This is a genomic window from Corallococcus macrosporus, from assembly GCF_017302985.1.
In the GTDB taxonomy this organism is placed as follows: domain Bacteria; phylum Myxococcota; class Myxococcia; order Myxococcales; family Myxococcaceae; genus Corallococcus; species Corallococcus macrosporus_A.
In genome coordinates, this window is sequence record NZ_JAFIMU010000007.1 from 2,350,636 (window position 1) to 2,371,348 (window position 20,713).

Annotated in this window: 19 protein-coding genes; 8 read left to right on the plus strand and 11 right to left on the minus strand. The window is 70.0% G+C overall.

Annotation, left to right across the window (positions count from 1 at the left end; all coding sequences use genetic code 11):
* Positions 1 to 2: 2 nt before the first annotated feature.
* The 7 genes from sitA5 to JYK02_RS22085 all read right to left on the minus strand — a co-directional run bounded on the left by sitA5 (position 3) and on the right by JYK02_RS22085 (position 9,525).
* Entirely contained in the window at positions 3 to 1,352 is a 1,350-nt protein-coding gene (gene sitA5 / locus JYK02_RS22055) for a SitA5 family polymorphic toxin (RefSeq protein WP_207053788.1), read from the minus strand.
* An 89-nt stretch (positions 1,353 to 1,441) separates the two neighbouring features.
* Positions 1,442 to 4,291, minus strand: a complete 2,850-nt coding sequence (locus tag JYK02_RS22060; RefSeq protein WP_207053790.1) for an Ig-like domain-containing protein — start codon at positions 4,289 to 4,291, stop codon at positions 1,442 to 1,444.
* Positions 4,292 to 4,417: 126 nt separating this feature from the next.
* Positions 4,418 to 5,206 (minus strand): exopolysaccharide biosynthesis glycosyltransferase EpsA, encoded by a 789-nt coding sequence (gene epsA, locus JYK02_RS22065; RefSeq protein WP_207053791.1) that lies wholly within the window; start codon positions 5,204 to 5,206, stop codon positions 4,418 to 4,420.
* A gap of 10 nt (positions 5,207 to 5,216) precedes the next feature.
* Positions 5,217 to 7,361, minus strand: coding sequence for a GH44 family glycoside hydrolase EpsB (gene epsB, locus JYK02_RS22070; protein ID WP_207053792.1), 2,145 nt, complete (start codon positions 7,359 to 7,361; stop codon positions 5,217 to 5,219).
* Positions 7,362 to 7,427: 66 nt separating this feature from the next.
* Positions 7,428 to 7,964, minus strand: a complete 537-nt coding sequence (epsC, locus tag JYK02_RS22075) for a serine O-acetyltransferase EpsC (protein ID WP_207053793.1) — start codon at positions 7,962 to 7,964, stop codon at positions 7,428 to 7,430.
* A gap of 5 nt (positions 7,965 to 7,969) precedes the next feature.
* Positions 7,970 to 9,007 carry an exopolysaccharide biosynthesis glycosyltransferase EpsD gene (gene epsD / locus JYK02_RS22080; protein WP_207053794.1) on the minus strand — a complete coding sequence of 346 codons (1,038 nt, stop codon included), beginning with the start codon at positions 9,005 to 9,007 and terminating at the stop codon, positions 7,970 to 7,972.
* Positions 9,004 to 9,525 carry a hypothetical protein gene (locus JYK02_RS22085; RefSeq protein WP_242588842.1) on the minus strand — a complete coding sequence of 174 codons (522 nt, stop codon included), beginning with the start codon at positions 9,523 to 9,525 and terminating at the stop codon, positions 9,004 to 9,006. Before JYK02_RS22085 ends, epsD begins: the two co-directional genes overlap by 4 nt.
* 171 nt (positions 9,526 to 9,696) lie before the next feature.
* Here JYK02_RS22085 and epsE point away from each other — a divergent pair, with 171 nt between their 5' ends.
* Positions 9,697 to 10,920: an exopolysaccharide biosynthesis GT4 family glycosyltransferase EpsE gene (gene epsE / locus JYK02_RS22090; protein ID WP_207053796.1), complete on the plus strand. Its 1,224-nt coding sequence runs from the start codon at positions 9,697 to 9,699 to the stop codon at positions 10,918 to 10,920.
* Here the strand turns inward: epsE and JYK02_RS22095 are convergent.
* Complete coding sequence (locus tag JYK02_RS22095) at positions 10,917 to 11,609, minus strand: hypothetical protein (RefSeq protein WP_207053797.1); 693 nt, start codon at positions 11,607 to 11,609, stop codon at positions 10,917 to 10,919. The two genes, epsE and JYK02_RS22095, sit on opposite strands and share 4 nt — an antisense overlap.
* Before the next feature lie 490 nt (positions 11,610 to 12,099).
* Between JYK02_RS22095 and JYK02_RS22100 the strand changes: the two genes are divergently transcribed.
* A complete protein-coding gene (locus JYK02_RS22100; protein WP_207053799.1) occupies positions 12,100 to 12,648 on the plus strand; it encodes an RNA polymerase sigma factor in 549 nt (182 codons plus the stop codon).
* Between the two features lies 1 nt (position 12,649).
* On the opposite strand, the gene JYK02_RS40485 is transcribed toward JYK02_RS22100, so the two are convergent.
* Positions 12,650 to 13,900: a mechanosensitive ion channel domain-containing protein gene (locus JYK02_RS40485; protein ID WP_207053801.1), complete on the minus strand. Its 1,251-nt coding sequence runs from the start codon at positions 13,898 to 13,900 to the stop codon at positions 12,650 to 12,652.
* A gap of 198 nt (positions 13,901 to 14,098) precedes the next feature.
* On the opposite strand from JYK02_RS40485, the gene JYK02_RS22110 reads away from it, so the two are divergent.
* Together JYK02_RS22110 and JYK02_RS22115 are read left to right on the plus strand one after the other, a co-directional pair.
* On the plus strand, positions 14,099 to 14,734 hold the full coding sequence (locus tag JYK02_RS22110) for a hypothetical protein (RefSeq protein WP_207053803.1): 636 nt from the start codon (positions 14,099 to 14,101) through the stop codon (positions 14,732 to 14,734).
* Positions 14,735 to 15,190 (plus strand): hypothetical protein, encoded by a 456-nt coding sequence (locus JYK02_RS22115; RefSeq protein ID WP_207053805.1) that lies wholly within the window; start codon positions 14,735 to 14,737, stop codon positions 15,188 to 15,190.
* Between the two features lie 18 nt (positions 15,191 to 15,208).
* Here JYK02_RS22115 and wzy read toward each other — a convergent pair whose 3' ends face one another.
* Entirely contained in the window at positions 15,209 to 16,777 is a 1,569-nt protein-coding gene (gene wzy, locus JYK02_RS22120; protein ID WP_242588843.1) for an exopolysaccharide repeat unit polymerase, read from the minus strand.
* 113 nt (positions 16,778 to 16,890) lie between these two features.
* On the opposite strand from wzy, the gene epsH reads away from it, so the two are divergent.
* Genes epsH through JYK02_RS22140 form a run of 4 tightly spaced genes read left to right on the plus strand, consistent with a single transcriptional unit; the run spans position 16,891 to position 19,490 of the window.
* Positions 16,891 to 18,144, plus strand: a complete 1,254-nt coding sequence (epsH, locus tag JYK02_RS22125; protein WP_347402548.1) for an exopolysaccharide biosynthesis glycosyltransferase EpsH — start codon at positions 16,891 to 16,893, stop codon at positions 18,142 to 18,144.
* A gap of 7 nt (positions 18,145 to 18,151) precedes the next feature.
* The gene (locus JYK02_RS22130) at positions 18,152 to 18,571 is read left to right on the plus strand and encodes a hypothetical protein (RefSeq protein WP_347402549.1); all 420 of its coding nucleotides are present in this window, start codon (positions 18,152 to 18,154) and stop codon (positions 18,569 to 18,571) included.
* A 48-nt stretch (positions 18,572 to 18,619) separates the two neighbouring features.
* A complete protein-coding gene (locus tag JYK02_RS22135; RefSeq protein ID WP_207053809.1) occupies positions 18,620 to 19,060 on the plus strand; it encodes a hypothetical protein in 441 nt (146 codons plus the stop codon).
* A complete protein-coding gene (locus JYK02_RS22140) occupies positions 19,035 to 19,490 on the plus strand; it encodes a MerR family DNA-binding protein (protein ID WP_207053811.1) in 456 nt (151 codons plus the stop codon). The genes JYK02_RS22135 and JYK02_RS22140 overlap by 26 nt, the downstream gene beginning before the upstream one ends.
* Positions 19,491 to 19,495: 5 nt before the next feature.
* Here JYK02_RS22140 and epsU read toward each other — a convergent pair whose 3' ends face one another.
* Positions 19,496 to 20,707, minus strand: a complete 1,212-nt coding sequence (epsU, locus tag JYK02_RS22145; RefSeq protein WP_207053812.1) for an exopolysaccharide biosynthesis GT2 family glycosyltransferase EpsU — start codon at positions 20,705 to 20,707, stop codon at positions 19,496 to 19,498.
* Positions 20,708 to 20,713: the final 6 nt, after the last annotated feature.

Genomic DNA, 20,713 nt, shown 5'->3' on the forward strand with positions numbered 1-20,713 from the left:
CCTCATGGGATGGGAGGGAGTGGCGGGATATGCACGACTTCAATCGCGAACCCAAGGCGGCTGAAGGCTCCGCGAAGGAAATCCGCGAACGGCTTCTCCGCCACGATCCATCGGATTCGTCTTCCATCCGCCAGCTCAAACTGGCGCTGGGCCTGAGATCGCAGTCCATTGAACCCATTGAAGAACTTCTTCAACTGCGCGTCATTCTCAAGGAACTTCGCGTAGCCCTCACCCTTGGCTTCAAGCAGAAGATCCTCCACTGAGTCATAGCCGTCGAAGTCGACCTCTTCGTCCCCCTGTTTGATCCGGTACGCGGAGCCCTTCTGTGCGCCGGTCACCTGGGCCTGATAGTCGCGGGCACGGTCGGACATCGACTCATTCACCTGCACCCATTTACCTGGACCACCCGTGCTCCCGCTCGGAGGCGGGCCCATCGCGGCCATGGTCACCGCCGTGGACGCGAGCGTGACCTCCACCACTCCGCCCACCACCGCCACCGCGCTCACGTCCAGCACGTGCGCCACGCTGAAGCCCGCCTGCGCCGTGCCCAGCCTCACCGCGTCCGGGAAGCCCGGCATCCACGTCAGCGCGGATGACAGCCCCACCGTCACGCCGTGACTCACCAGCACCGTGACGGCGAGCACGAAGATGCGCGCCACCTCTGGCCCCAAGGCCTGTGCGAACACGTGCGCCGCTTCTTCCAGCTCCTGGATCGTCGTCGCCCGGTCCGTCGCCGCCTTCAGCGCCGCGCATGCCTGCACCACCATGAGGAACGACTGCACCCCCACGTACGCCAGGAACACAGCGGCAATCACCGCCGCGGCCTTGGTGAACACGGGCTCCGGTGCCGCCGCCAGCACCACCCAGGACGCAATCGCTCCCGAGACCACGGACACGAAGAACGCCGGGTTCACCGTGTCCTCCAGCGCGTCCCCGATGCTCGCGCGCAGTGGGGCCAGCGACATGCCCACCGCGAGCGTCAGCCGGTCCATCTCTCCAAAGCCCGCGCCGTCCTCCAGCAACGACAGACAGTCCCCCGCGGCCTCATGCGCCCGGCACCACCGCGCGTACCGGTCCCGCAGCATGAACCCCAGCCCCCGGTCCAGCTCCGCGCCCTTCCTCGCCACCGCGCGCACCACCTTCGGTGAGCGCACCGTCAGCGGCACGTCCAACACCAGCCGCGCCAACGCCGCCTCGAACTCCCGAGCACTGACAGGCACCCGCCGGTCCCACGTCACCGGCGCATACGTCCGGGTCCCCCGCTCCGTGCGCAGCCGCACCGTGGGTCCACTGGCGCATCCCGTGAGCAGCACGAACAACACCATCCACACGCCGGCCCTGTGTGCACGCATGCCGTGCAGCATGGGCCCCAAGGACAACGGGGCGGAAGGCCCTCGCGGACCTCCCGCCCCGAAGGGGCACCGCCGTCAATGACAGACGGTCAGTTGTTCTTCACCGTGAAGCTGAAGCTCTGGATGACGAAGTTGTCCACCGCGTCCGTCATCCACACGTCCACCGTGTGCGTGCCGTCCAGCAGCTCGCGCGTGTCCAGCTCCGCGGTCCACGTGCCGTTCGACTGGAGCGTGCCGGCGCGGATGCCCGACCCGTCCCGCGTGAACGCCACGTTCTTGATGCTGCTCAGCGCATCCGTCACGCGCGCCGTCAGCGTCACCACGCCGCTCACCGTGCTGCCCGGCGCGGGCGTCAGCAGCGTCGCCACGGGCGCCTGCGTGTCGTAGCGCACCGTGCGCGTCACGCGCACCGAGCGCAGCGCCTCGTTCGTCACGTCGATGGTCACCGTGTTCACGCCCGACGCCAGCGTCAGCGACGTCTGGATTTCACCGCCGCCGCGCGGCAACTGGAACATCTGGCTGCCAATCTTCACCGTCGTCGCGGACACGGAGGACACCCGGACCACGTACGGCAGCGTGTTGTTCGCGCGAGGCCCGAACGTGGCCCCGTCCGCGGGGTCCGTCGTCACCGTGGGCGTGCCCGAGTCCACGAACACGTGCACCACCGCCTCCGTCACGTTGTTCGCGGAGTCCGTCGCGCGCACCAGGATGCCCTGCTCGCCGAAGTTGGGCAGGCTCACCGGGTGCGTCACCGAGCCGGTGCCGAACTCCAGCAGCGTGGTGTTCACCCACTGCGTCTCCACGCGGGTCGGCGTCTTGTCGTCGATGAGGCTGGTCACGTTCACCAGCCCGCCCACCACCTGCCCGTTCACCGGCGACTGGATGGTGATGACCGGCGGGATGCGGTCCACCGTCAGGTTGATCTGCTTCGTGGTGACGCCGCCCAGGTTGTCGCGGCCCGTGAGCTGGATGATGTTCGGGCCTTCCACCAGCTCCACCGGGATGTAGACCAGACCGCCGCTCAGCTCGGGGTTCACCACCACCGGCGTGCCGCCGTTCACGATGAACGCCGCGTAGGTGATGACCGCGCCGTTGGTGGCCGGCTTCACGAAGCCCCACGCGTTCAGCGTCGTCTCGCGGAGGAACGCGGGCTGGTTGCCCATGATGACCTCCGGCGGCGTGTACGGGTAGGCGTTGATGTTCAACGTCTGCGCCGCCGTGCTGCCCAGCAGGTTCGGGCTGTTCGGCTGCAGCGTCACGCCCGAGTACACCGCGCGGTAGTCCTGCGCGCCCGTGGCCTTCCACGTGTCCGTCGCGATGCTCCACGGCAGGCTGAACACGCCGTCGCCGTCCGCGTCGTCATCCGCGCCAATGGCCACGCCCGCCACGAAGAAGGTCACCACGCCCTTCAGCGGCCCCGTCACCACGGCGTTGTTCGACGCGTTCCGCACCCGCGCGGACAGCAGCGTCGCCTGGCCAATGGTCACGCTCGCGTTCGCCGCGGGCGTCAGGATGGCCGTCGTCGTCGCCACGCCCGTCACCGGAGGAGGCGGCGGCGTGTACGTCTTCGCGCGGGCCGAACCGGACACGCCCGGCGCGCCACCGGAGGCCGCCGTCACCGTGACCTCGGACAGCAGCGAGGGCAGCAGGTTCGCCGGAGCGCGCACCGTCAGCGTCACGGTGGACTCCGCGCCAGAGGCCAGGAACACCGTGGGCCGGCTCAGCGTGGCCGTCCAGCCGGGCAGTCCGCCCGCGGCGCTCAGTGTGTACGTGTCCGCCTGGTAGCCGTGGTTCTTCACCTTGAACGTGTAGGTCGTCTCCGACGTGGCCGGGTCGTAGATGGGGAACATCTTCGTGTCCTCGCCCACCACCGACACCTCCACGCTGAAGTCGCCGAAGCACGCCAGGCCCAGCGACGCGAACGTCGTCGCGATGTCCCGCGCCGCGGAGCCCGGCTCCCAGCCGCCGTCGGCCGCCTGCTTCGTCTTCAGCCACTCAATCGCGTCGAACAGGCGCACGTTGCTCGCCGGCTCCTTGCCCGCCAGGCACAGCGCGTACACGGCGATGCCCGTGGCGAAGTCGTCGGACGCGCCGTTCGGCAGGCGGCCCCAGCCCTTGCCGTTCACCATGGGCATCGCGATGAGCTGGTTCGCCAGCGTCTGGATGGTGGCGGTGTTCACGCCATTGGCGCCCGCTCCCGCGGCCTTCAGGCCCACGATGGCCCACGACTTCTGGAACGTGTACGGCATGCCGTCGTCGAAGACGCCCGTGGTGGCCGTGTTGATGTTGGCCCGCAGGTACGCGGCCGCCTTGTCGATGGCCGCCTGGTACTGCGCCGCCTTCGCCGGGTCCACGCGCTGCTTCGCCTGCGCCAGCGCCACGATGTAGCGCGCGGTGATGGGCACGTTGCCGTGGTTCACCGGCGTGCCGTTGTGGTCCTCGTTCCACCGGCCGCTGGCCTGCTGCATGCCCAGCGCCCAGTTGGCCGCCATCACCAGCGCGCTGCTGTACTGCGTGGACACGTACTGGTCGAAGCCCGCCAGGCCGAACGACGCCCAGCCTGTCTTCGAGTTCGGGAACGAGGTCCCCTGATACAGCCAGTGGCCGGAAGGAAGCTGGTCCGACTTGATGCGGAAGGAGATGGCGTCCAGGTTCTCCTGGAGGGTGCGCCCGTTGGCCGTCGTCTGCGCCATGTTGTAGCCATTGGCCTTGGCGCTCGACATGCCGAACACCGCCGCACCCTGGCGGTGGCAGGCGATGCAGTTCTCATGAGAGGTCCAGTTGGCCACGTCCGAGGCCAGGAACTGGATGGCCTTCTGCGTGGCCTCCGTGTTGGTGGCGGCGGCGGCCGGCAGGCTGAAGGCGGACAACCACAACGCCGCGAACACGACGAGTCGCGCCGCCCAGGAGGGCGACGTACGGAAAACAGCGGATGACATGGGGAGACGTCCAGGGGCCTACGGGTGGGCCCACCTGTCTGGACGAAGTGCCCCGCGACAGGCGTGCGGGGCAAGAATACTCAAGATTGTCTGTAATTGTCCAGGGACGGGGGAATGCAGGAACGCCTACTGACCCCGGGTGCGCTTCCACAGCTCGCGCATCAGGATGACGCCGAACTGCGAGTCATTGAGGATGTAGCGGCGCCACAGGCGCTTGGGCTCGTGGGTGAGGCGGTAGAGCCACTCGAAGCCGGCCTTGGCGATCCACTCGGGGGCGCGCTTGGCGGTGCCGGCGATGAAGTCGAACCCCGCGCCGATGCCGATGGCCACCGTGGGCCCCAGCTTCTGGGCCACCTGGGAAATCCACACCTCCTGCTTGGGGCTGCCCAGCGCGACGAAGAGCAGGTGCGGGTCCTTCTCCCGGATGCGCGCGACAATGGGGTCGTTCTGCGCGTCGCCCGCGTCCAGGTTCACCATGGGCGAGTCCCAGCCCACGACCTCGATGCCGGGGTACTGGGCCTGGAACTGCTTGCCCACCTTCTCCGCGACGCCCGGGCCCGCGCCCAGCAGGAAGATGCGCCACTTGCGCTCGGCGCCCAGCTTCACCAGCGGGAGGATGAGGTCGGAGCCGGCGATGCGCTCCGGCAGGGACACGTCCAGCATGCGTGACGCCCAGACGATGGGCATGCCGTCCACCACGGAGAGGGTGGCCTTCTGGTACGCGTCGCGGAAGCGCGTGTTCGTCTCCGCCAGGACGACGTGGTCCACGTTGGCGGTGAAGACGTAGCCGCCCTGGTGCGCGTCCACCAGCTCGCCAATGGCCGTGATGGCCTGGGGGAAGGTGAGCTGGTCGATGGACAGCTGGCCGATGTTCAGGCGCGGGCGGGAGGAGGCGGGAGCGTGTGCGGTGGTCAAGGCGTCGTCTTCACTTCACCGTGAGGTCCAGCACGGTGATGGAGTAGGGGGGAAGGCGCTGCGAGAGGGCCTGCTCGGCCTTCTTGCCGGTGGCCTGTTCGGTGAAACCGCCGGGCGCGCCCGAGTACCCCATGACGCGCACGGTGTTGAGCGAGCCGCAGCCCTTGAACTCCAGCTGCGCCTGGGCGGGCTGCTCGGGGTCGAAGTTGAGCACCACGGCCGTGAGCTTCTTGCCGGAGGCGTCCCGGGACGCGAAGAGGCTGGTGCCCTCCGGCGCGGTGGTGGCCAGGCCGTTGTCCTGGAAGCGGCCGCCCCTGCCGTCGAAGTCGCGGTACGCGCGGAACGCCCAGAACGTGGGGCTGTTCTCCGCGGGGTACTGCCAGAAGAACGCGGACGTGAGCCCCTGCTGCCCGAAGCGGCCCAGGGCCTCCGCCTGCGCCAGGCCGCCGCTCATGTGCTTCATGGCGCCGAAGTTGTACTCGCCAATGGACATGCCCCGGCCGGGGTAGTTCTCCGCGATCCACTGCTTCACGCGCGGAATCAGCTGGATGGGCTCGGCGATCCAGGACTCGTCCTTGTACGTGGGGTCCCACAGCGCGCGCGTGGAGCGGATCCGCCGCGCGTTGGTGTCCGGATCCGTTGCGCCCTCCAGGCCCAGGCCCACGTTGGTCTGCGGGTAGAAGTGCACGTCCACCACGTCCAGCAGGCGCACGCCGGTCTTCTTCTCGTAGTCGCGCAGCTCGCGCAGGTACCACGCCAGGAGGGGCACGTCGCCGTGGGCGCGGCGGTCGGTGTACGGCGGGCGGCCGGGAGCGAAGTCCGCGGCGGACCAGAAGTAGTTCGTCCAGCCCCACTCCGCGGGACCGGCGATGACCGCCTCCGGATCCGCCTTCCGCACGGCGGTGCCGTAGTCGATGGTGCGCTTGAGCAGCTCGTCGTAGGTGAGCGGCTCGGGGTGCACGTCCCGGTGCGTGGAGCTCCAGAGGGCGGGCTCGTTGTCCAGGATGTACATGTTCACGCCGCGCTTCGCGGACTTGAGCGACTTCACCCACTCGCCAATGAACTCCGGCGGGGCCTGCACGCTGGTGGTCGTGGGCTGGCCGGGCACCAGGGGCGTGCCGTCGCGGCGCACGCCGTTGCCGCCCGCGGGCTCCGTGTCGTCCTGGGCCTGCTGCGGGCCGAACTCGGACACCGGGAAGCCCACGGAGGACGTGTCCTTGGCCACCCAGCCAATCAGCGGCAGCGTGAGCGCGGACTGCACGTTGTTCTTCCGGTTGGACTCCAGGAAGTCATCCGCGCCGAAGCCCAGCTGCACGTTGCGGAAGTACCAGTCGTTGCCGGTGTTCCACGCGCGCCCCAGCTTCCAGTTGTAGCGGGACGTGGGGTTGCCGCCCCAGCGGCGGATGGTGGCGCCCAGCTTCCACTGGTGCGTGTCCGTCGTCTCCTTGTTGCCGTCCAGCGCGATGCCGTAGATGAGCGGGTTGATGGGCTTGGACGGCGCGGTGCAGTCGATGACCATCTTCGACTCGCGGCCGTCGCCCCGGCCCATGCGCCCGCCGCCCGCGGCCCGGGCCGCCGCCACGTCCGGCGACAGCGGCACCAGCGCCACCTTGTCGAAGAGCACCCAGTCCCGGGCCACCTCCTTCGACGCGCGGAACACCAGCCGGTCGAAGGGCTCGCTGCGCGGGTTGAGGACCTCCATGGGCACGACGACCTCCGCCCACTCGCGGTCCTTCTTGACGATGAACTCCGGGCTGATCCGCACGTGCGGGAACGTGGCGGCGCCGGGGGCGTCCAGGCGTACGTCCAGGAACTCGCCGTAGGCCTCCGGCGCGGTGAAGCGGAACGTCAGCGCGCCGTACGCGCCCGGCAGCTTGGGCCGGTAGAGGATCCACCCGCCGTAGTTGAACATCCGCAGGCGCGCGGGCGCCCCCTTGGGCGTCTCACGCGGTGCCCAGCCGATGTCCTTCCAGCCCGCCTGGAGGCCCCCGTCGTAGACGGCCACCGTGTCCGTGGGGGCGGGCGGCGAGGCCGGCTGCGTGGCGTCCTTCGAGGCGCCCTGCTGCGCCATCGCCACGCCCGCGCCGCTGCCCAGCACCGCGCAGGTGAGGATGACGGTGCGCTTCCACCGCGCGTGCTTCGCCCTGTCTGCCATGACCTTCTTCAACGCATCCCCCGGAACGAACCCGGCACAGCGGATCAACTTCAAGCAGCGAGACGGCTACAGCGGGACCTCGTCCAGGTCCTTGCGCGGGAAGATGCGCGCGGGGATGCCCACCGCGACGCTGTCCGGCGGCACGTCCTGGAGCACCACCGCGTTCGCGCCAATGCGCGACCGCGCGCCGATGCGCACGGGGCCGAGGATGCGGGCGCCCGCGCCAATCCAGACGTCGTCCTCGATGACGGGATAGCCGTTGTCCTTGGCGGTGCCCACGGTGTTGTTGCCGTAGAAGCGCACGCGGTCGCCGATGCGCGCGTCCCCGCCGATGACGACGCCCAGGCTGTGCACGAAGTACACGCCCTTGCCCAGCGTCACGTCCTTGCCGATTTCAATGCCCATCACCGCCGTCTGCGCCACGCGCAGCACGTGGTTCACCAGCGGGATGTGCAGGGCCAGCGCCGCCTCGCGCGCGCGGTTGAGCGCGGTGATGCGGTACGAATCACTGGTCAGCACCACCTTGGCGATGGACTTCGCGTCCGACGAACCGGTGGCCGCCTTGGCCATCTCCAGCGCGTCCGAGATGAGGGCTCCGAACATGGCTTTCATCCTTGGGGATTTCCCCGGCCCTGCAGGTAGCGAGCGACGCCCTTGGCCACGCCCCGCCAGCCGCCGGCCTCCGTGCGGGCGCCGCGCAGGTACTCCATGCCGTACGCCACGGAGGTGCCCGCGAACGCGGCGCCCGTGAGCCCCAGCTTGTCCGCGACGGTGGAGGCCTTCACCACGGCCTCCGTCAGCTTGCGGGACGCTTCCGGCGCCACCACCGCGGAGGCGAGCAGCGGGCGCGACAGCAGGTTCGTCTCGAAGAAGAGGCGCCAGGGGTTCACGCCCTTCACGTCCGGGTGCTTCACGGACACGTGGGTGTCGAACATGCCGTAGCGGTGGGCGCGGCGGATCCACTTCTCGAAGCTGACGTGGTCGCTGCCGTGCAGCACGTACGCGTCCGGCGCGAAGAGGAACGCGCAGCCGGCCTTCTCCAGGCGCACGCCCAGCTCCACGTCTTCCGACTGGCCCAGCGTCTTGTCGAAGCCGCCCACGCCCACGTAGTCCGCGCGGGGGAAGGACACGTTGCCCGTGTAGAGGTGGTTGCCGCGCGCCTTCGCGCCGGGGACGGACAGCTCCTCGGCCATGCGGTTGTTGAGGTACGCGTACCAGCGCTCGAAGAGAGGCATCTCCCCGATTTCGGGGTCCGGCCGGATGCGGCCCAGCACCACGTTGCGCGAGCCCGGCGGGTGGTGGGCCAGGTGGCGCGCGAGGAAGTCGGAGGCCACCTGCATGTCGTCATCCGTGACGAGCACCGTGGCGCCCCGCGCGGCCAGCACGCCCCGGTGCCGCGCGGCGGCGGCGCCCGCGTTCTGCTGCACCTCCACGCGCAGGGTGTAGGGCAGCTTGAGCGCGGACAGCGGCCCCTTCACGTCGGAGGCGGAGCCGTCGTCCACCACCACCACCTCGAAGTCCTCGGGCGGCAGCGTCTGGCCGGCCAACTGCTGGAGCAGGCGGGTGATGAGGGGCAGCCGGTTGTACGTGGCGATGACGACGCTGAGCCGGGGGGCCGGGCCAGCGGAGGAGTCGGAAGGGCTCATGGCTTCTTCTTCTTGGCGGCGTCGGCGCGCTTCTGCTTCTTCGTGGGACGCGGGAAGGTGACGCTGCCGGCGAAGCGGTCCTCGCCCACCAGCTCCAGGGTCTTCCGCGCGGAGCCGAAGTCCGTCTCGCCCAGCGTGACGACCAGCAGGGCGGTGTCCGCGGCCAGGGCCAGCGGCAGGCTCGCCGGGTGCGTGAGCAGCGAGTCGATGACCACGATGACCCGCTCGCCCTGCTCCACGCGGCGGCGGACCTCCAGGACCATGCGCGGGGCGCCGGCGGGCTCGATGCCGGTGGCGTCCACCAGGCGCAGAGGCGGCTCCGGGTAGGGCGAACCGGCCTCCATCAGCGCCTGGGCCGCGTCCAGCGCGGGGGAGCCGGGGTGGGCGGGGACGACGACGAGGTAGCTCCAGGCGCGGCGGTCCAGCGCGAACCACAGCCGCGACAGCTCCGGCGAGGGCACGGCGCTCGCGGGCGGGGTCTCCTCGGAGGGTGACGGGGGGCTTGAATCGGCGGACATGGGAGCGCGGACGGTATAACGCAATGAGGCGTCATGACCCAACGACCCGGGCGGGCGGGCAGGCGAAGGAGCGCGCCACCGGTCTGCTGTCACGCCTGACACCCCCACCGCATCCCCTGGCCCCTTCCGGGCGCGGGGAGCGAGGGGGACGCGGCGTGTTATGGATGGGGCGTGCAGAAGATCGGCTACCTGATTCCCGAGTTCCCCGGACAGACCCACATCTTCTTCTGGCGCGAGCTGCAGGCGCTGCCGGGGAAGGGTGTGTCGCCGGAGCTGGTGTCCACCCGTCCGCCGCCCGCGCGCATCATCAGCCACAGCTGGGCCCGCGAGGCCATGTCGCGCACGGAGTACCTGGCGCCGCCGCCGCCCCTGGGCGTGCTGAGCGCCGCGCTGGAGATTGCCCGGGCCATGCCCACGGGCTGGGCGCGGGTGCTGGCCTCCATCGCCCGGGCGGAAGGGCTGGACGCGAAGGGCCGCGCGCAACTGGTGGCGTTCGCGGTGATGGGCGGCCGGCTGGCGTCGCTGGCGCGCGAGCGCGGCTGGACGCACGTGCACGTGCACTCCTGCGCCAACGCGGCGCACGTGGCCATGTTCGCGCACCTGTTGTCGGGGCTCACGTACAGCATGACGCTGCACGGGCCGCTGGACGACTACGGGCCGAACCAGCGGGAGAAGTGGCGGCACGCGAAGTTCGCCTTCGTCATCACGAAGAAGCTCTTGGCGGAGGTGCGTCAGGCGCTGGCCGGGAGCCTGCCGGACCGGATTGAGCTGGCGCCCATGGGCGTGGAGCTGTCGCGCTTCCAGCGCACGGTGGCCTACGAGCCGTGGTCCGGAGAGGGCCCGCTGCGGCTGTTCGCGTGCGGCCGGCTGAACCCGTGCAAGGGGCACGCGGACCTCATCGACGCGGTGGGGATGCTGCGCAAGAAGGGCATCGACGCGCGGCTGTCCATCGCGGGCGAGGACGAGGCGGGCGGCACCACGTACCGCAAGGTGCTGGAGGCGAAGCTCGCGCAGGACGGCCTCACGGACGCGGTGACGCTGCTGGGCGCGGTGAGCGAGGACGTGGTGAAGGACGGCATCCAGCGCTCGCACCTGTTCTCGCTGGCGAGCCTCCAGGAGCCGCTGGGCGTGGCCATCATGGAGGCCATGGCCATGCGCGCGCCGGTGGTGGTGACGGGCGCGGGCGGCGTGAAGGAGCTGGTGGACGACGGCGTGGACGGCGTGCTGGTGCCGCCGCAGGCCCCCGCGGTGCTGGCGGAGAAGCTGGAGAAGCTGGCGCGGGACCCTGCGGAAGCGGTCCGCCTGGGCGAGGCCGGCCGCCGCAAGGTGGAGGAGCAGTTCAGCAGCGAGCGCAGCGCGGACATGCTGGCGCGGATGCTGGACGCGCGGCCCTAACGCACGGCCTTCCAGAAGAACAGGGCGGTGGCGCGCTTGCTGCGTTTGTCGCCCTGCCCGAAGTACGCGGTCGCCGAGTGCACGAAGTCGGCTCGGTAGACGATGAGGCGGTTGAAGACGTTCTCCACCTCCACGTCCTGCACCCACGCGTTCGCGGGCAGCCGCGTCACGCCGAAGGCCTGGGTGAGGTTGGCGCAGCCGGGAGGGCAGGTGTTGCCGCCCAGTCCGCCCGTGGACAGGCGCAGCCGGTAGAAGGACGTGCCCACGTGCCTCACGGGCGGCCGGGGGTGCAGGTAGATGACGCCCGCGAAGTCACACAGCGCCAGCGAGTCCACGTGCGGCTTGGCGGTGGACTCCTTCTCCCCCACCAGTTGCACGTGGTTGTGTGACAGCGAGCCCTGCGCCGGGGCCTCCTGCTTGAGGCCGCGCACGCCGGCCTGTTCGCAAATCCAGCGCTCCACGGGCGCCAGCTCTTCCGGAGTGAGCGCGTGGGGCGCGCGGATGCCGGGCCAGATTTCGGGGCGCCAGGGCGCGCCCTGGGTCCAGTCCTCGCGGGCCAGGTTGCGCTCGTAGACCTCCAGCGCGTTGGGCAGGACGTTGTCCTTGATCCAGTAGTCCCGTCCCAGCTTCGGCTTCCGGTACGGAAGCACGTCGCGGACGGCCGACTCGGGGCGCCGGGTTTCGAGCACGAGGGAATGCCGCCTTCCTGCCTCGCGGCCAGCGCCGGATCCGTCATGGGGTGTGGGGCAGGAGGATCCGGCGCCGGCCGCGGGACAGGGGACGTGTCAGCAAGAACCCTGCCGTGGTTTCACGCGTGTTTCATGCGCCAAACCGGGGCGTTCTGCCCCACGCGCCCACGGGTTCAGCGGATCCGGGGCGTTTTGCCCCACGCGACGCGGGGCCGGTCAATCGCCCCGGAGGGTCTTCGTCGGCAGGAGCTGCTTGGGGTGACGACTGCTGATCATCCCAGCCAATTTGTGTCGGAAACCCCGGGACGCATGCCCCCGGTGGACACCCGAAAGACAGACACTGGATGCATTCGCGACAGCGGCGGTGGAAATCACCGGGTGGGATAGGATTTCCAGACACTCTGAGTAATTCAGGTAAAGGGTGCGAAGCCTTATTTGGAAACCTTTGTCATCATGGTCATGCACGGAACGCGGCTCGGGGGGCACTTCCATGGCTGACAAAGAGATGCAGACGTTCGCGGAGCTGGTCATCCAATTCCGTTCTGGGCTCCTGAAGCACGCCCAGCGCATCCTGGGGAACGCGGCGGACGCGGAGGACCTGGTGCAGCACGCGCTGGACGAGGCGTGGAAGGAGCGGCTGCATCTCCAGGGGGCGGAGGCCTTCCGGGCGTGGACGGGGCGGGTCATCAACACGCGGGCCATCAGCCTGTTGCGCCACCACCGCGCGGAGCAGCGCAAGGCGGTGAACGCGGGCTGGGTGACGGTGCTCGCGGACGACCCGGAGGAGGCCGAGGGCGGCGAGCTCTGGACCTTCATCCAGGAGAAGGACCTGCGCGAGGCGGTGGAGCGCCTGCCGCCGCAGCAGCGGGAGGTGTTCCACCTGCGCGCGCAGGGGCGCTCCTACGTGAGCATCGGCGCCCAGGTGGGCCGCTCCACGGGCACGGTGGGCTGGTGGCTCCACCAGGTGCGCGAACAGCTGCGTGAGCGGCTCCAGCCCATCGCGGAGCAGCGCAAGCTCTCCGTGGGCATGCGGCACTGACTCACACGCGGGCGCTGTTTCCCGTCCGGGCAGGCAGCACGGCTCCGGCCTTCTCCTCCGGGAAGGGCAGGGGCGTGGCCTCCGCGCGCAAGAGCGGCAGCCCGTGCGGCTGGGCCTGGAGCCAGGCCACCAGTTTCTCGCGCACCAGGCAGCGCAGGTCGAACGCCTTGCCGGAATCCGCCGCGCTCACCAGGGCGCGCAGCTTCATGGTGCGCTCGCTCAGGTCCGTCACCTGCAGCCCCTGCACCTTGCCGTCCCACAGCCCGTTGGACTCCTTCTCCAGGATGCGCTTGAGCTCCGCGCGCACCGCGGGCACGTCCGTGCGGAAGTCCACGTACAGCTCCGCCGTGCCCAATATCTCCGGGGACACCTTGCTCCAGTTCTGGAAGGGCTTCTCCAGGAACTGCGTGATGGGGATGACCAGCCGGCGCAGGTCCCACACCTTCACCACGACGTAGGTGAGGGTGATCTCCTCCACCCAGCCCCACTCGTTCTCGATGATGACCGTGTCGCCAATGCGCATGGGCTGCGTGATGGACAGCTGGATGCCCGCCAGCAGCGTGGACAGCGACTTCTGCGCGGCCAGACCAATGGCCAGCCCCGCGATGCCCGCGGACGCCAGCAGCGACACGCCCACGTTGCGCACCGCCTCGAACTGGAGGAGCAGGAGCGACGCGGCCACCAGCACCACCGCCACCTCCACCACCCGCCGCAGGATGGACAACTGCGTGCGCAAGCCCCGCACCCGAGCGACGTCCGTGCCCTCCGGCGACTGAGCGACCTTCTGCTCCACGAACCGCGCCGCCCGGGTGAGGAAGCGCAGCACGAACAGCGCCACCGCCACGATGACCACCGAGCGCGCCCCCAGGTCCACCGCCGCCTCGGCCTCCACCGGCATCCGCAGGAACCGCGCCCCCGCCGCCGCCAGCATCCCCGCCAGCACGAAGCGGATGCTCCCCCGGCCCGCCGCCAGCAGCTCGTCGTCCCAGCCGGACTTCGTCAGCCCCGCGGCCCGGGCACCCACGCGCAGCGTCACCGCCTCCACCAGCCGCCCCAGCCCCCACGCCCCCATGAGCACCACCGCGAGCCCCAGCCACTGCCACGCCGCCAGCGTCCCCATCGGGCGCAGGAACACGGGCGGCAGCAGCTCCAGCAGCGGCGACCGGGGCTCCAGCCCGACCGTCTGGGCGAAGGCCACCCCGGGCCCCAGCAGCAGCACTCCCCACGACCACGGCGTCACGAAACGGCGCACGGCACGCTCCTCATCCGGTAGATGATTTGAACGCAAACAATCATCCCTGGCCGGAGCTGTCCACCGGGGATGACGCGAGACGCCAAGGGCCGGCCGCAGGGCGGACAGGCCCGCTATGACTTTCTTTGAATTCTGGTTTTGTAGTTTTGGCCGTGCTATGCGCTTTCCCGGTTCCCCTCACGGGAGCGGCGAGACGGGATGCGCGGACGGATTGCATGGACGGTGGGCGTGGCGTTGCTGGTGGGCTGCGCCGGCACGTCCTACTTCCAGAGCGGCAGCGAGACCCTCTTCGGCCAGCGGGGCGCGCGGGTCTGGGTGAAGGGCCCCTGGCCGGCGGTGCACCCCTCCGCGGACGTGGACGAGGTCATCGACCAGCTCTGCCCTGCGGTGATGGCGCTGGACCGGGCGAAGGAGCGCGACTACGGCCAGGAGTACTGCGGGCTCATCTACTCGCTGGGCTCCGGGGAGTACTACGCCAGCTGGCCGTCCCCGCTGGGGCGCACGACGCTGGTGGGCGCGGACCTGCACCGCAAGAGCTGCATCGTGCCCTTCGCCGTCCGGGACGACCGGGGCTCGCCCTCCACGCTGGCGGACTTCCACAGCCACCCCTGGTTCCCGTCGGGAATGTCACAGGAGGACCGCTGGAGTCAGTCACAACGTTGGACCCTGCGGGTCCAATTTGATTCAGGATGCACGGTGACGAAGCTGGTCCCGTACAAGGGCGAGGCGCGTCCCGGCGAGGTCTACCTGCGGCAGGGCAAGGCGTGGAAGCTCATCGGGTACATCCACGAAGCGGACAAGGACACGGGCTTCATCACGCCCGTGGAGGACTAGATGGGGCGCGAGGGTTCGGCAGTGCGGCGGGTGGTGGTGAAGCGCGGGCTGGCGGCGCTGCTGGCGTTGCCCCTGTGCGCCTGCGCGCTCTTCACGCGGCCGGTGCGGCCTCCCCATGCGCCGCCCGAGGAGGCGGCCCGCTTCCAGTTCCCGCAGGACCTGCCCGCGGAGGGGCGCACGCAGACGCCCGCCCTCGTCGCGGCCGCCACCCAATTGGCGATGGACGACTTCCGCCCCCTGGACCTCAAGCCGCACAAGGGCGCGACCGCGGACGAGCTGTGCCTCTACCGGCGGGACTCCTTCGACGTGTGGACGGCGCCCGGGCCGGAGGGCGTGATGTTCGTGCGCTTCGTGCCCCGTCAGGACGCGTGCAACTCCGAAGGGCCCGTGACGGACGCGAGCGCCACGTACGCCATCGACACGCGCGGGTGGCGCATCCTGGCCATCCAGCGCTAGGCCAGCGCCAGGCCCGCGCTAGGCCGCCGTCGCGCCGGTGGGCGGGACCTCTTCCGGCGCCGCGCGCGTGAGGCCCAGCACCTTCTCCCGCTGGGGCCACGGCCACGCGCCGGTGACCATGGCCAGCTTGCCCGCGAGCACCGACGCCACGGCCACCTGGAAGGTGCAGATGTACGAGATGATGCCCATGTCTCCGAACACCTGGTTCAGGTAGGACGCCACCACGCCCACGATGACCAGGCACGCGGTCCGGTGTTCCGCCGCGTACGCCCGGTGGTACGAGCGCGCCGCCAGGTACACCGTCACCACCAGGTACATCCACACGCCCGTGAACCCGAACCACCCGCCGAAGGCCAGCAGGCCCAGGAGCGAGTTGTGCGGATGGAAGCGGTACGTGGGGAACACGAACGCGATGTTGGGCAGCGGGTAGGGCTCCAGGAACTCGTGCCCGTAGCCCGTGCCGAACACGGGGTTCGTGTTCCACGTCGCGATGAGGTTGAGGTTCTCGATGTCGCGGTAGTCCAGCTCTCCTTCGGCGTGCTGCCCCTCGATGATGGACTTGAAGGTCTGCACCGGCTTGAACGCGCCGCTGTTCGAGTTCCACCCCACCAGGAAGTACACGACCAGCAGCGGCGAGCACGCGATGAGGCCGCGCGTGAGGGCCTTCTTCAGCGGCGTCCACGGGTTGAAGAAGTACGCCGCCGCCAGCCCGCCCACGAGGCTCACGTACGCGAGCCGGCGGTCGTTGAAGAGCATCCCGATGAACACCAGCACCATGATGATGATGCCGCGGATGGCATGGCCGGACTTCGGCTTCTCCAGCCAGCGCGTGATGCACACGGTGAGCGCGAAGATGAACGTCATCGAGTCGGAGTGGCAGGTCGTGTACTCGACCTCCAGCCCCTGCGCCGGCACGATGACGAGCGCGAAGTAGGTGCTCACCGCGGACTTGGTCAGCGCCGCCGCGATGATGGTCTTCGCCACCAGCGGCCAGTCCTCCGGCCCTCGCAGGCTGTACTGGTACATCATCGCCACCAGCGGGAGCACCGCGGCCTGGTGCCACTGCCAGAGCGAGTTCTTGATGTCCCCGCCCCGCACGATGCCCCACACCTCCATCCACATGATGGAGAAGAAGGACAGCGCCAGCACCACCGCCAGCGGCCGGGGGATGGGCACCACCGGCGGATCGATCTTCGACTTCGTGGCCCGCCGGTAGATGCCAATGCCAATGGCGCCGATGATGAGCCCGTCGATGAGCGGGAAGCGCAGCGCGCCAATGCCCACCAGCTCATGCATCTGGGTGAAGAGCAGCTTGCCCAGGGGGAACAGCGGCGAGGGCCAGAACATCGACTGCGGGCGCTCGGGTGTGTAGTCCACCGCGAGCACCAGGTAGAGCACCGCGATGGCCAGGTAGCGCAGCGGCATCTTCAGGATGCACCACACCACCGTGAGGGCCAGCACGGGCGCCAGCGTGACGATGGGGTCCCCGTTACCCACGGCGGCCGCACCCAGGGTGACGGCGCCCAGGCCCACGACCATGACGATGTACTGGAGCCAGGCGGCGGGGGAGGGTTTGAAGGCGGCCATCGGAGCGAGGGGGAGGCTATATCCCGGGCCCGGGTTGGGATAGATGCGGATGCCGTATGGCTGGCTCCCGACCCCGCGTCCTCCTGATTGCTGAGCTGTGCAACCCAGACTGGGTGAGCGTTCCCCTGGAAGGCTGGTCCCTGGCCAGGGCGCTCGCCGAGGTGGCGGACGTGCACCTGGTCACCCAGGTCCGCAACCGCGAGAACATCCTCAAGCAGGGGCTGGTGGAGGGGAAGGACTTCACCGCGCTGGACTCCACGCCGGTGGAGCGCCCGCTGGAGAAGGTGGGCGAGGTGCTGCGCGGCAAGGCGGGCGTGGGCTGGACGACGGCCACGGCGCTGAGCGTGCTGCCGTACTACTTCTTCGAGGAGCTGCTCTGGCGGCGCTTCGGGGACCGCATCCGCGCGAAGGAATTCGACGTGGTGCACCGCTACACGCCCATCTCCCCCACGACGCCCAGCACGCTGGCGGCGCGGTGCGCGGACGCCGGGGTGCCCTTCATCATGGGCCCCATGAACGGCGGCCTGCCGTGGCCCAAGGGCTTCGGGGACGCGCGCCTGCGCGAGCGCGAGTGGCTGAGCTACATCCGGGACGTCTACAAGCTGATGCCCTTCTACAAGTCGACGCGGCAGAACGCGGCGGCGCTGATGATGGGCTCTCGGGCGACGCGGGCGCAGCTGTCCCAGGAGTACCAGGACAAGGTGGTCTACATCCCGGAGAACGCCATCGACGTGCGCCGCTTCGGCAGCGCGAAGGCGGAGCCGCCGAAGCCCGGCGAGCCGCTGCGGGTGGCGTTCGTGGGGCGCTTCGTGCCGTACAAGGGCATGTCCATGCTCATCGACGCGGCGGCGCCGCTGGTGCGCGAGGGCAAGGTGCAGGTGGAGCTCATCGGCGACGGCGCGGAGATGCAGAACCTGCGCGCGCAGGTGGCCAGGAGCGGGCTGGAGAGCGGCGTGACGTTCGCCGGCTGGGTGAAGCACCAGGAGCTGCAGGGCCGCCTGTCGAAGAACCACATCTTCGGCTTCCCGAGCGTGCGCGAGTTCGGCGGCGCGGTGGTGGCGGAGGCCATGGCGCTGGGGCTGGTGCCCATCGTGATGGACTACGGCGGTCCGGGAGAGATCGTCAGTCCGTCCACGGGCTTCGCGATCCCCATGGGCACGCCGCAGGAGATCGTCGAGCGCGTGCGCGGGGTGCTGGAGAAGCTGGTCGCGGATCCGTCCGTGATTGGCCCCATGGGCGAGCGCGCGCGGGCGCGCATCTTCAAGCACTTCACCTGGAAGGCGAAGGCGGAGCAGGTGCTGGAGGTGTACCGCTGGGTCTCCGGCGAGCGAGGCCAGCCGGACTTCGGCATGCCGCTGGCGGACTGAGGGCGCGGTGAGCCCCTCCCTGCTCCAGCGCGCGGTCCGTGGCTTCGCGGTCTACGACCTGTGCGTCACGCTGCCGTTCGCCACGCCGTGGACCGCGGGCGCGATGCTGGGGGTCATGCGGTGGGTGCACGAGGGACTGGCGCCGGGCGGTGAGCCCATGCCGGCCTTCGCTCCCGTGCACCTGTTCTTCGTCGCCCTCTTCGGCGTGCTCGCCGTCATGTGGGCGCTGATTCGCATCCTCCAGCCCACCGCGCTGCATGGCGCCATCGACACGGTGGGCCGGGGGCTCGTTACCTCGTGGATGGTGCTCGTGCTCTCGCAGGGGGCGACGCGGATCCTTGGCGCGTTCCTCGTGATGGAGGCCGCGGGCATGTTCGTGCAGGGCGCGCTGCTGCTCGGCGCGCGGCGAGTCGCTGCGCCCTCTTGAACGGAGGCCCTTGCCTCTGCACCAAGGTGCAGGGGTTAGGGTCTTCGCATGAACCCTGATTCGTCCCTGCTTCGCCGTGTCGTCTTCGCCAGCGCGCTGTACGACTTCGTCGTCACCGTCCCCTTCGCCACGCCGTGGACCGCGCAGGCGGTGCTGTCGAACCTCCAGTCCGTGCACCAGGCGCTGGGGATGGGCGGTGATCCACTGCCCGCGTTCTCGTCCACGCACCTGTTCTTCGTGGCCCTGTTCGGCACCATCGTGACGCTGTGGTCCGTCGTGCGGCTCTTCCACCCCACCGCGTTCAATGGCGCCATCGACACCGCGGGCCGGGCGCTGTTCTCCACGTGGATGGCGTGGGCCCTCACGCAGGGTGCGACGCGGGTGCTCGTGGGGTTCCTCGTGCTGGAGCTGGCGTGGATGTTCGCCCAGGGCGGTGCCATCCTCGGCGCCAGGAGGTGGCGTGGTGGCATCCCCGCGACGGCCCGTTGAAGCAGGCCCCTTGCGCATCGGAGCGCTCGCCCGCGCGTCGGGCGTGAAGCTGTCCACGCTGCGCTTCTACGAGCGCCGCAAGCTGCTGCTGCCCATGGATCGCAGCGAGAGCGGCCAGCGGCTCTACGGCCCGGAAGCCGCCATCCGCGTGCGCTTCATCCGCCGCTCACAGGAGCTGGGCTTCACGCTGAAGGAGGTGTCCGCCGTCCTCGCCCTCACGGACCGGCGCGGCACCCCCACCCGAGACGTGACCCGCTTCGCGGAGGCCAAGGTGCAGGCCATCGACGCGCGCATCGACGACCTGCGCCGCATGCGCCGCGCCATCACCACGCTGATGGCCGAGGGCTTCTGCCCGCCGGACACCGTGTGCCCCATCCAGGCGTCACTCGGCGCGACGAAGCCCCCGGCGAAGCGGAAGCCCCGCGCCTGAGCGCGCTACCGGCGCTCCGCCTCGCGCGTGGTGCGCACCCACTCGCCCTTCTTCTCCGCGCCGGGGCCGCGAATCATCAGCCACACCTTCCACACCACGTAGATGGGCGCCCACGCCAGGTCCAACAGGCCGCGCGGGCCCACGCCGGACACCCACCAGCCGCGCAGCACGTACAGCGCCAGCGACATCAGACCGAACGACGCCAGCGCGGACGCCGCCACCGCCGTGCCGCCGGACAGCCACACCACCCCGGCCGCCAGCACCGAGCCCGCCACCGTCGCCAGCACCAACTGGCTCAGGGGCGGCACCAGCACGTCCATGGACAGGTCCAGCAGCAGCCCGCTCTTCTGCTTCAGCGCGTCGCTCAAGAGCGGCCAGCCGTGCAGCTTGCGCATCTGCGCGCGGCCACCCTCCCAGCGCTGCCGCTGCGAGCGGCTCTGCTTCTCCGCCGTCACCATCTCGCCCAGCACCTCCGCCTCCCAGGCGTAGTGCACGCGGTGCCCCGCGCGCGCCAGGCGGATGCCGTACTCCAGGTCCTCCACCACGCTGAACGCGTCGTGCGGCACCTGCTTGAGCACCGCGTGCGTGAAGCACATGCCGTTGCCGCGCAGGCCGCAGGACACACCCAGCCGCTCGCGCCCCATGGAGCGCACGCGGTGGAACATGCCCAGGGCAATGGTCATCAGCCGCGTGCGCCACGACGCCGTGGGGTTCATCACGCCGTAGTGCGCCTGCACGCCGTGCGCCCCGTCCTCCAGCCGGCGGGAGAACGCGTGCAGCAAATTCGAGGACACCACCGTGTCCGCGTCCACCACCACCACCGCGTCCGCGAAGCCGTCACGCTGGCTGCGCTCGAAGGCGTGCGCCAGCGCGTAGCCCTTGCCGCGCTTCTCCGCGTCCTGGCGCTCCAGCACCGTGGCGCCCGCTTCCCGCGCCTTCTCCGCCGTCTTGTCGGAGCAGTTGTCCGCCACGACGATGATGCGCCGCAGGTGCGCCGGGTAGTCCACCGCGGACAGGTTCGCCACCGTCCGGGCAATGCCCAGCTCCTCGTTGTGCGAGGGGATGATGACGTCGAACTTCCGCGCCGCCGGCGACGGCGGCACCGGCGCCGCCTTGCGCCCCGACAACAGCGTCAGGAGCAGCAGGTAGCCGCAGCCCACCACCACCGGCAGCAGTCCCACGCACAGCGCCACGTCCACCCAGGTCCAGACCGTCACGACAGT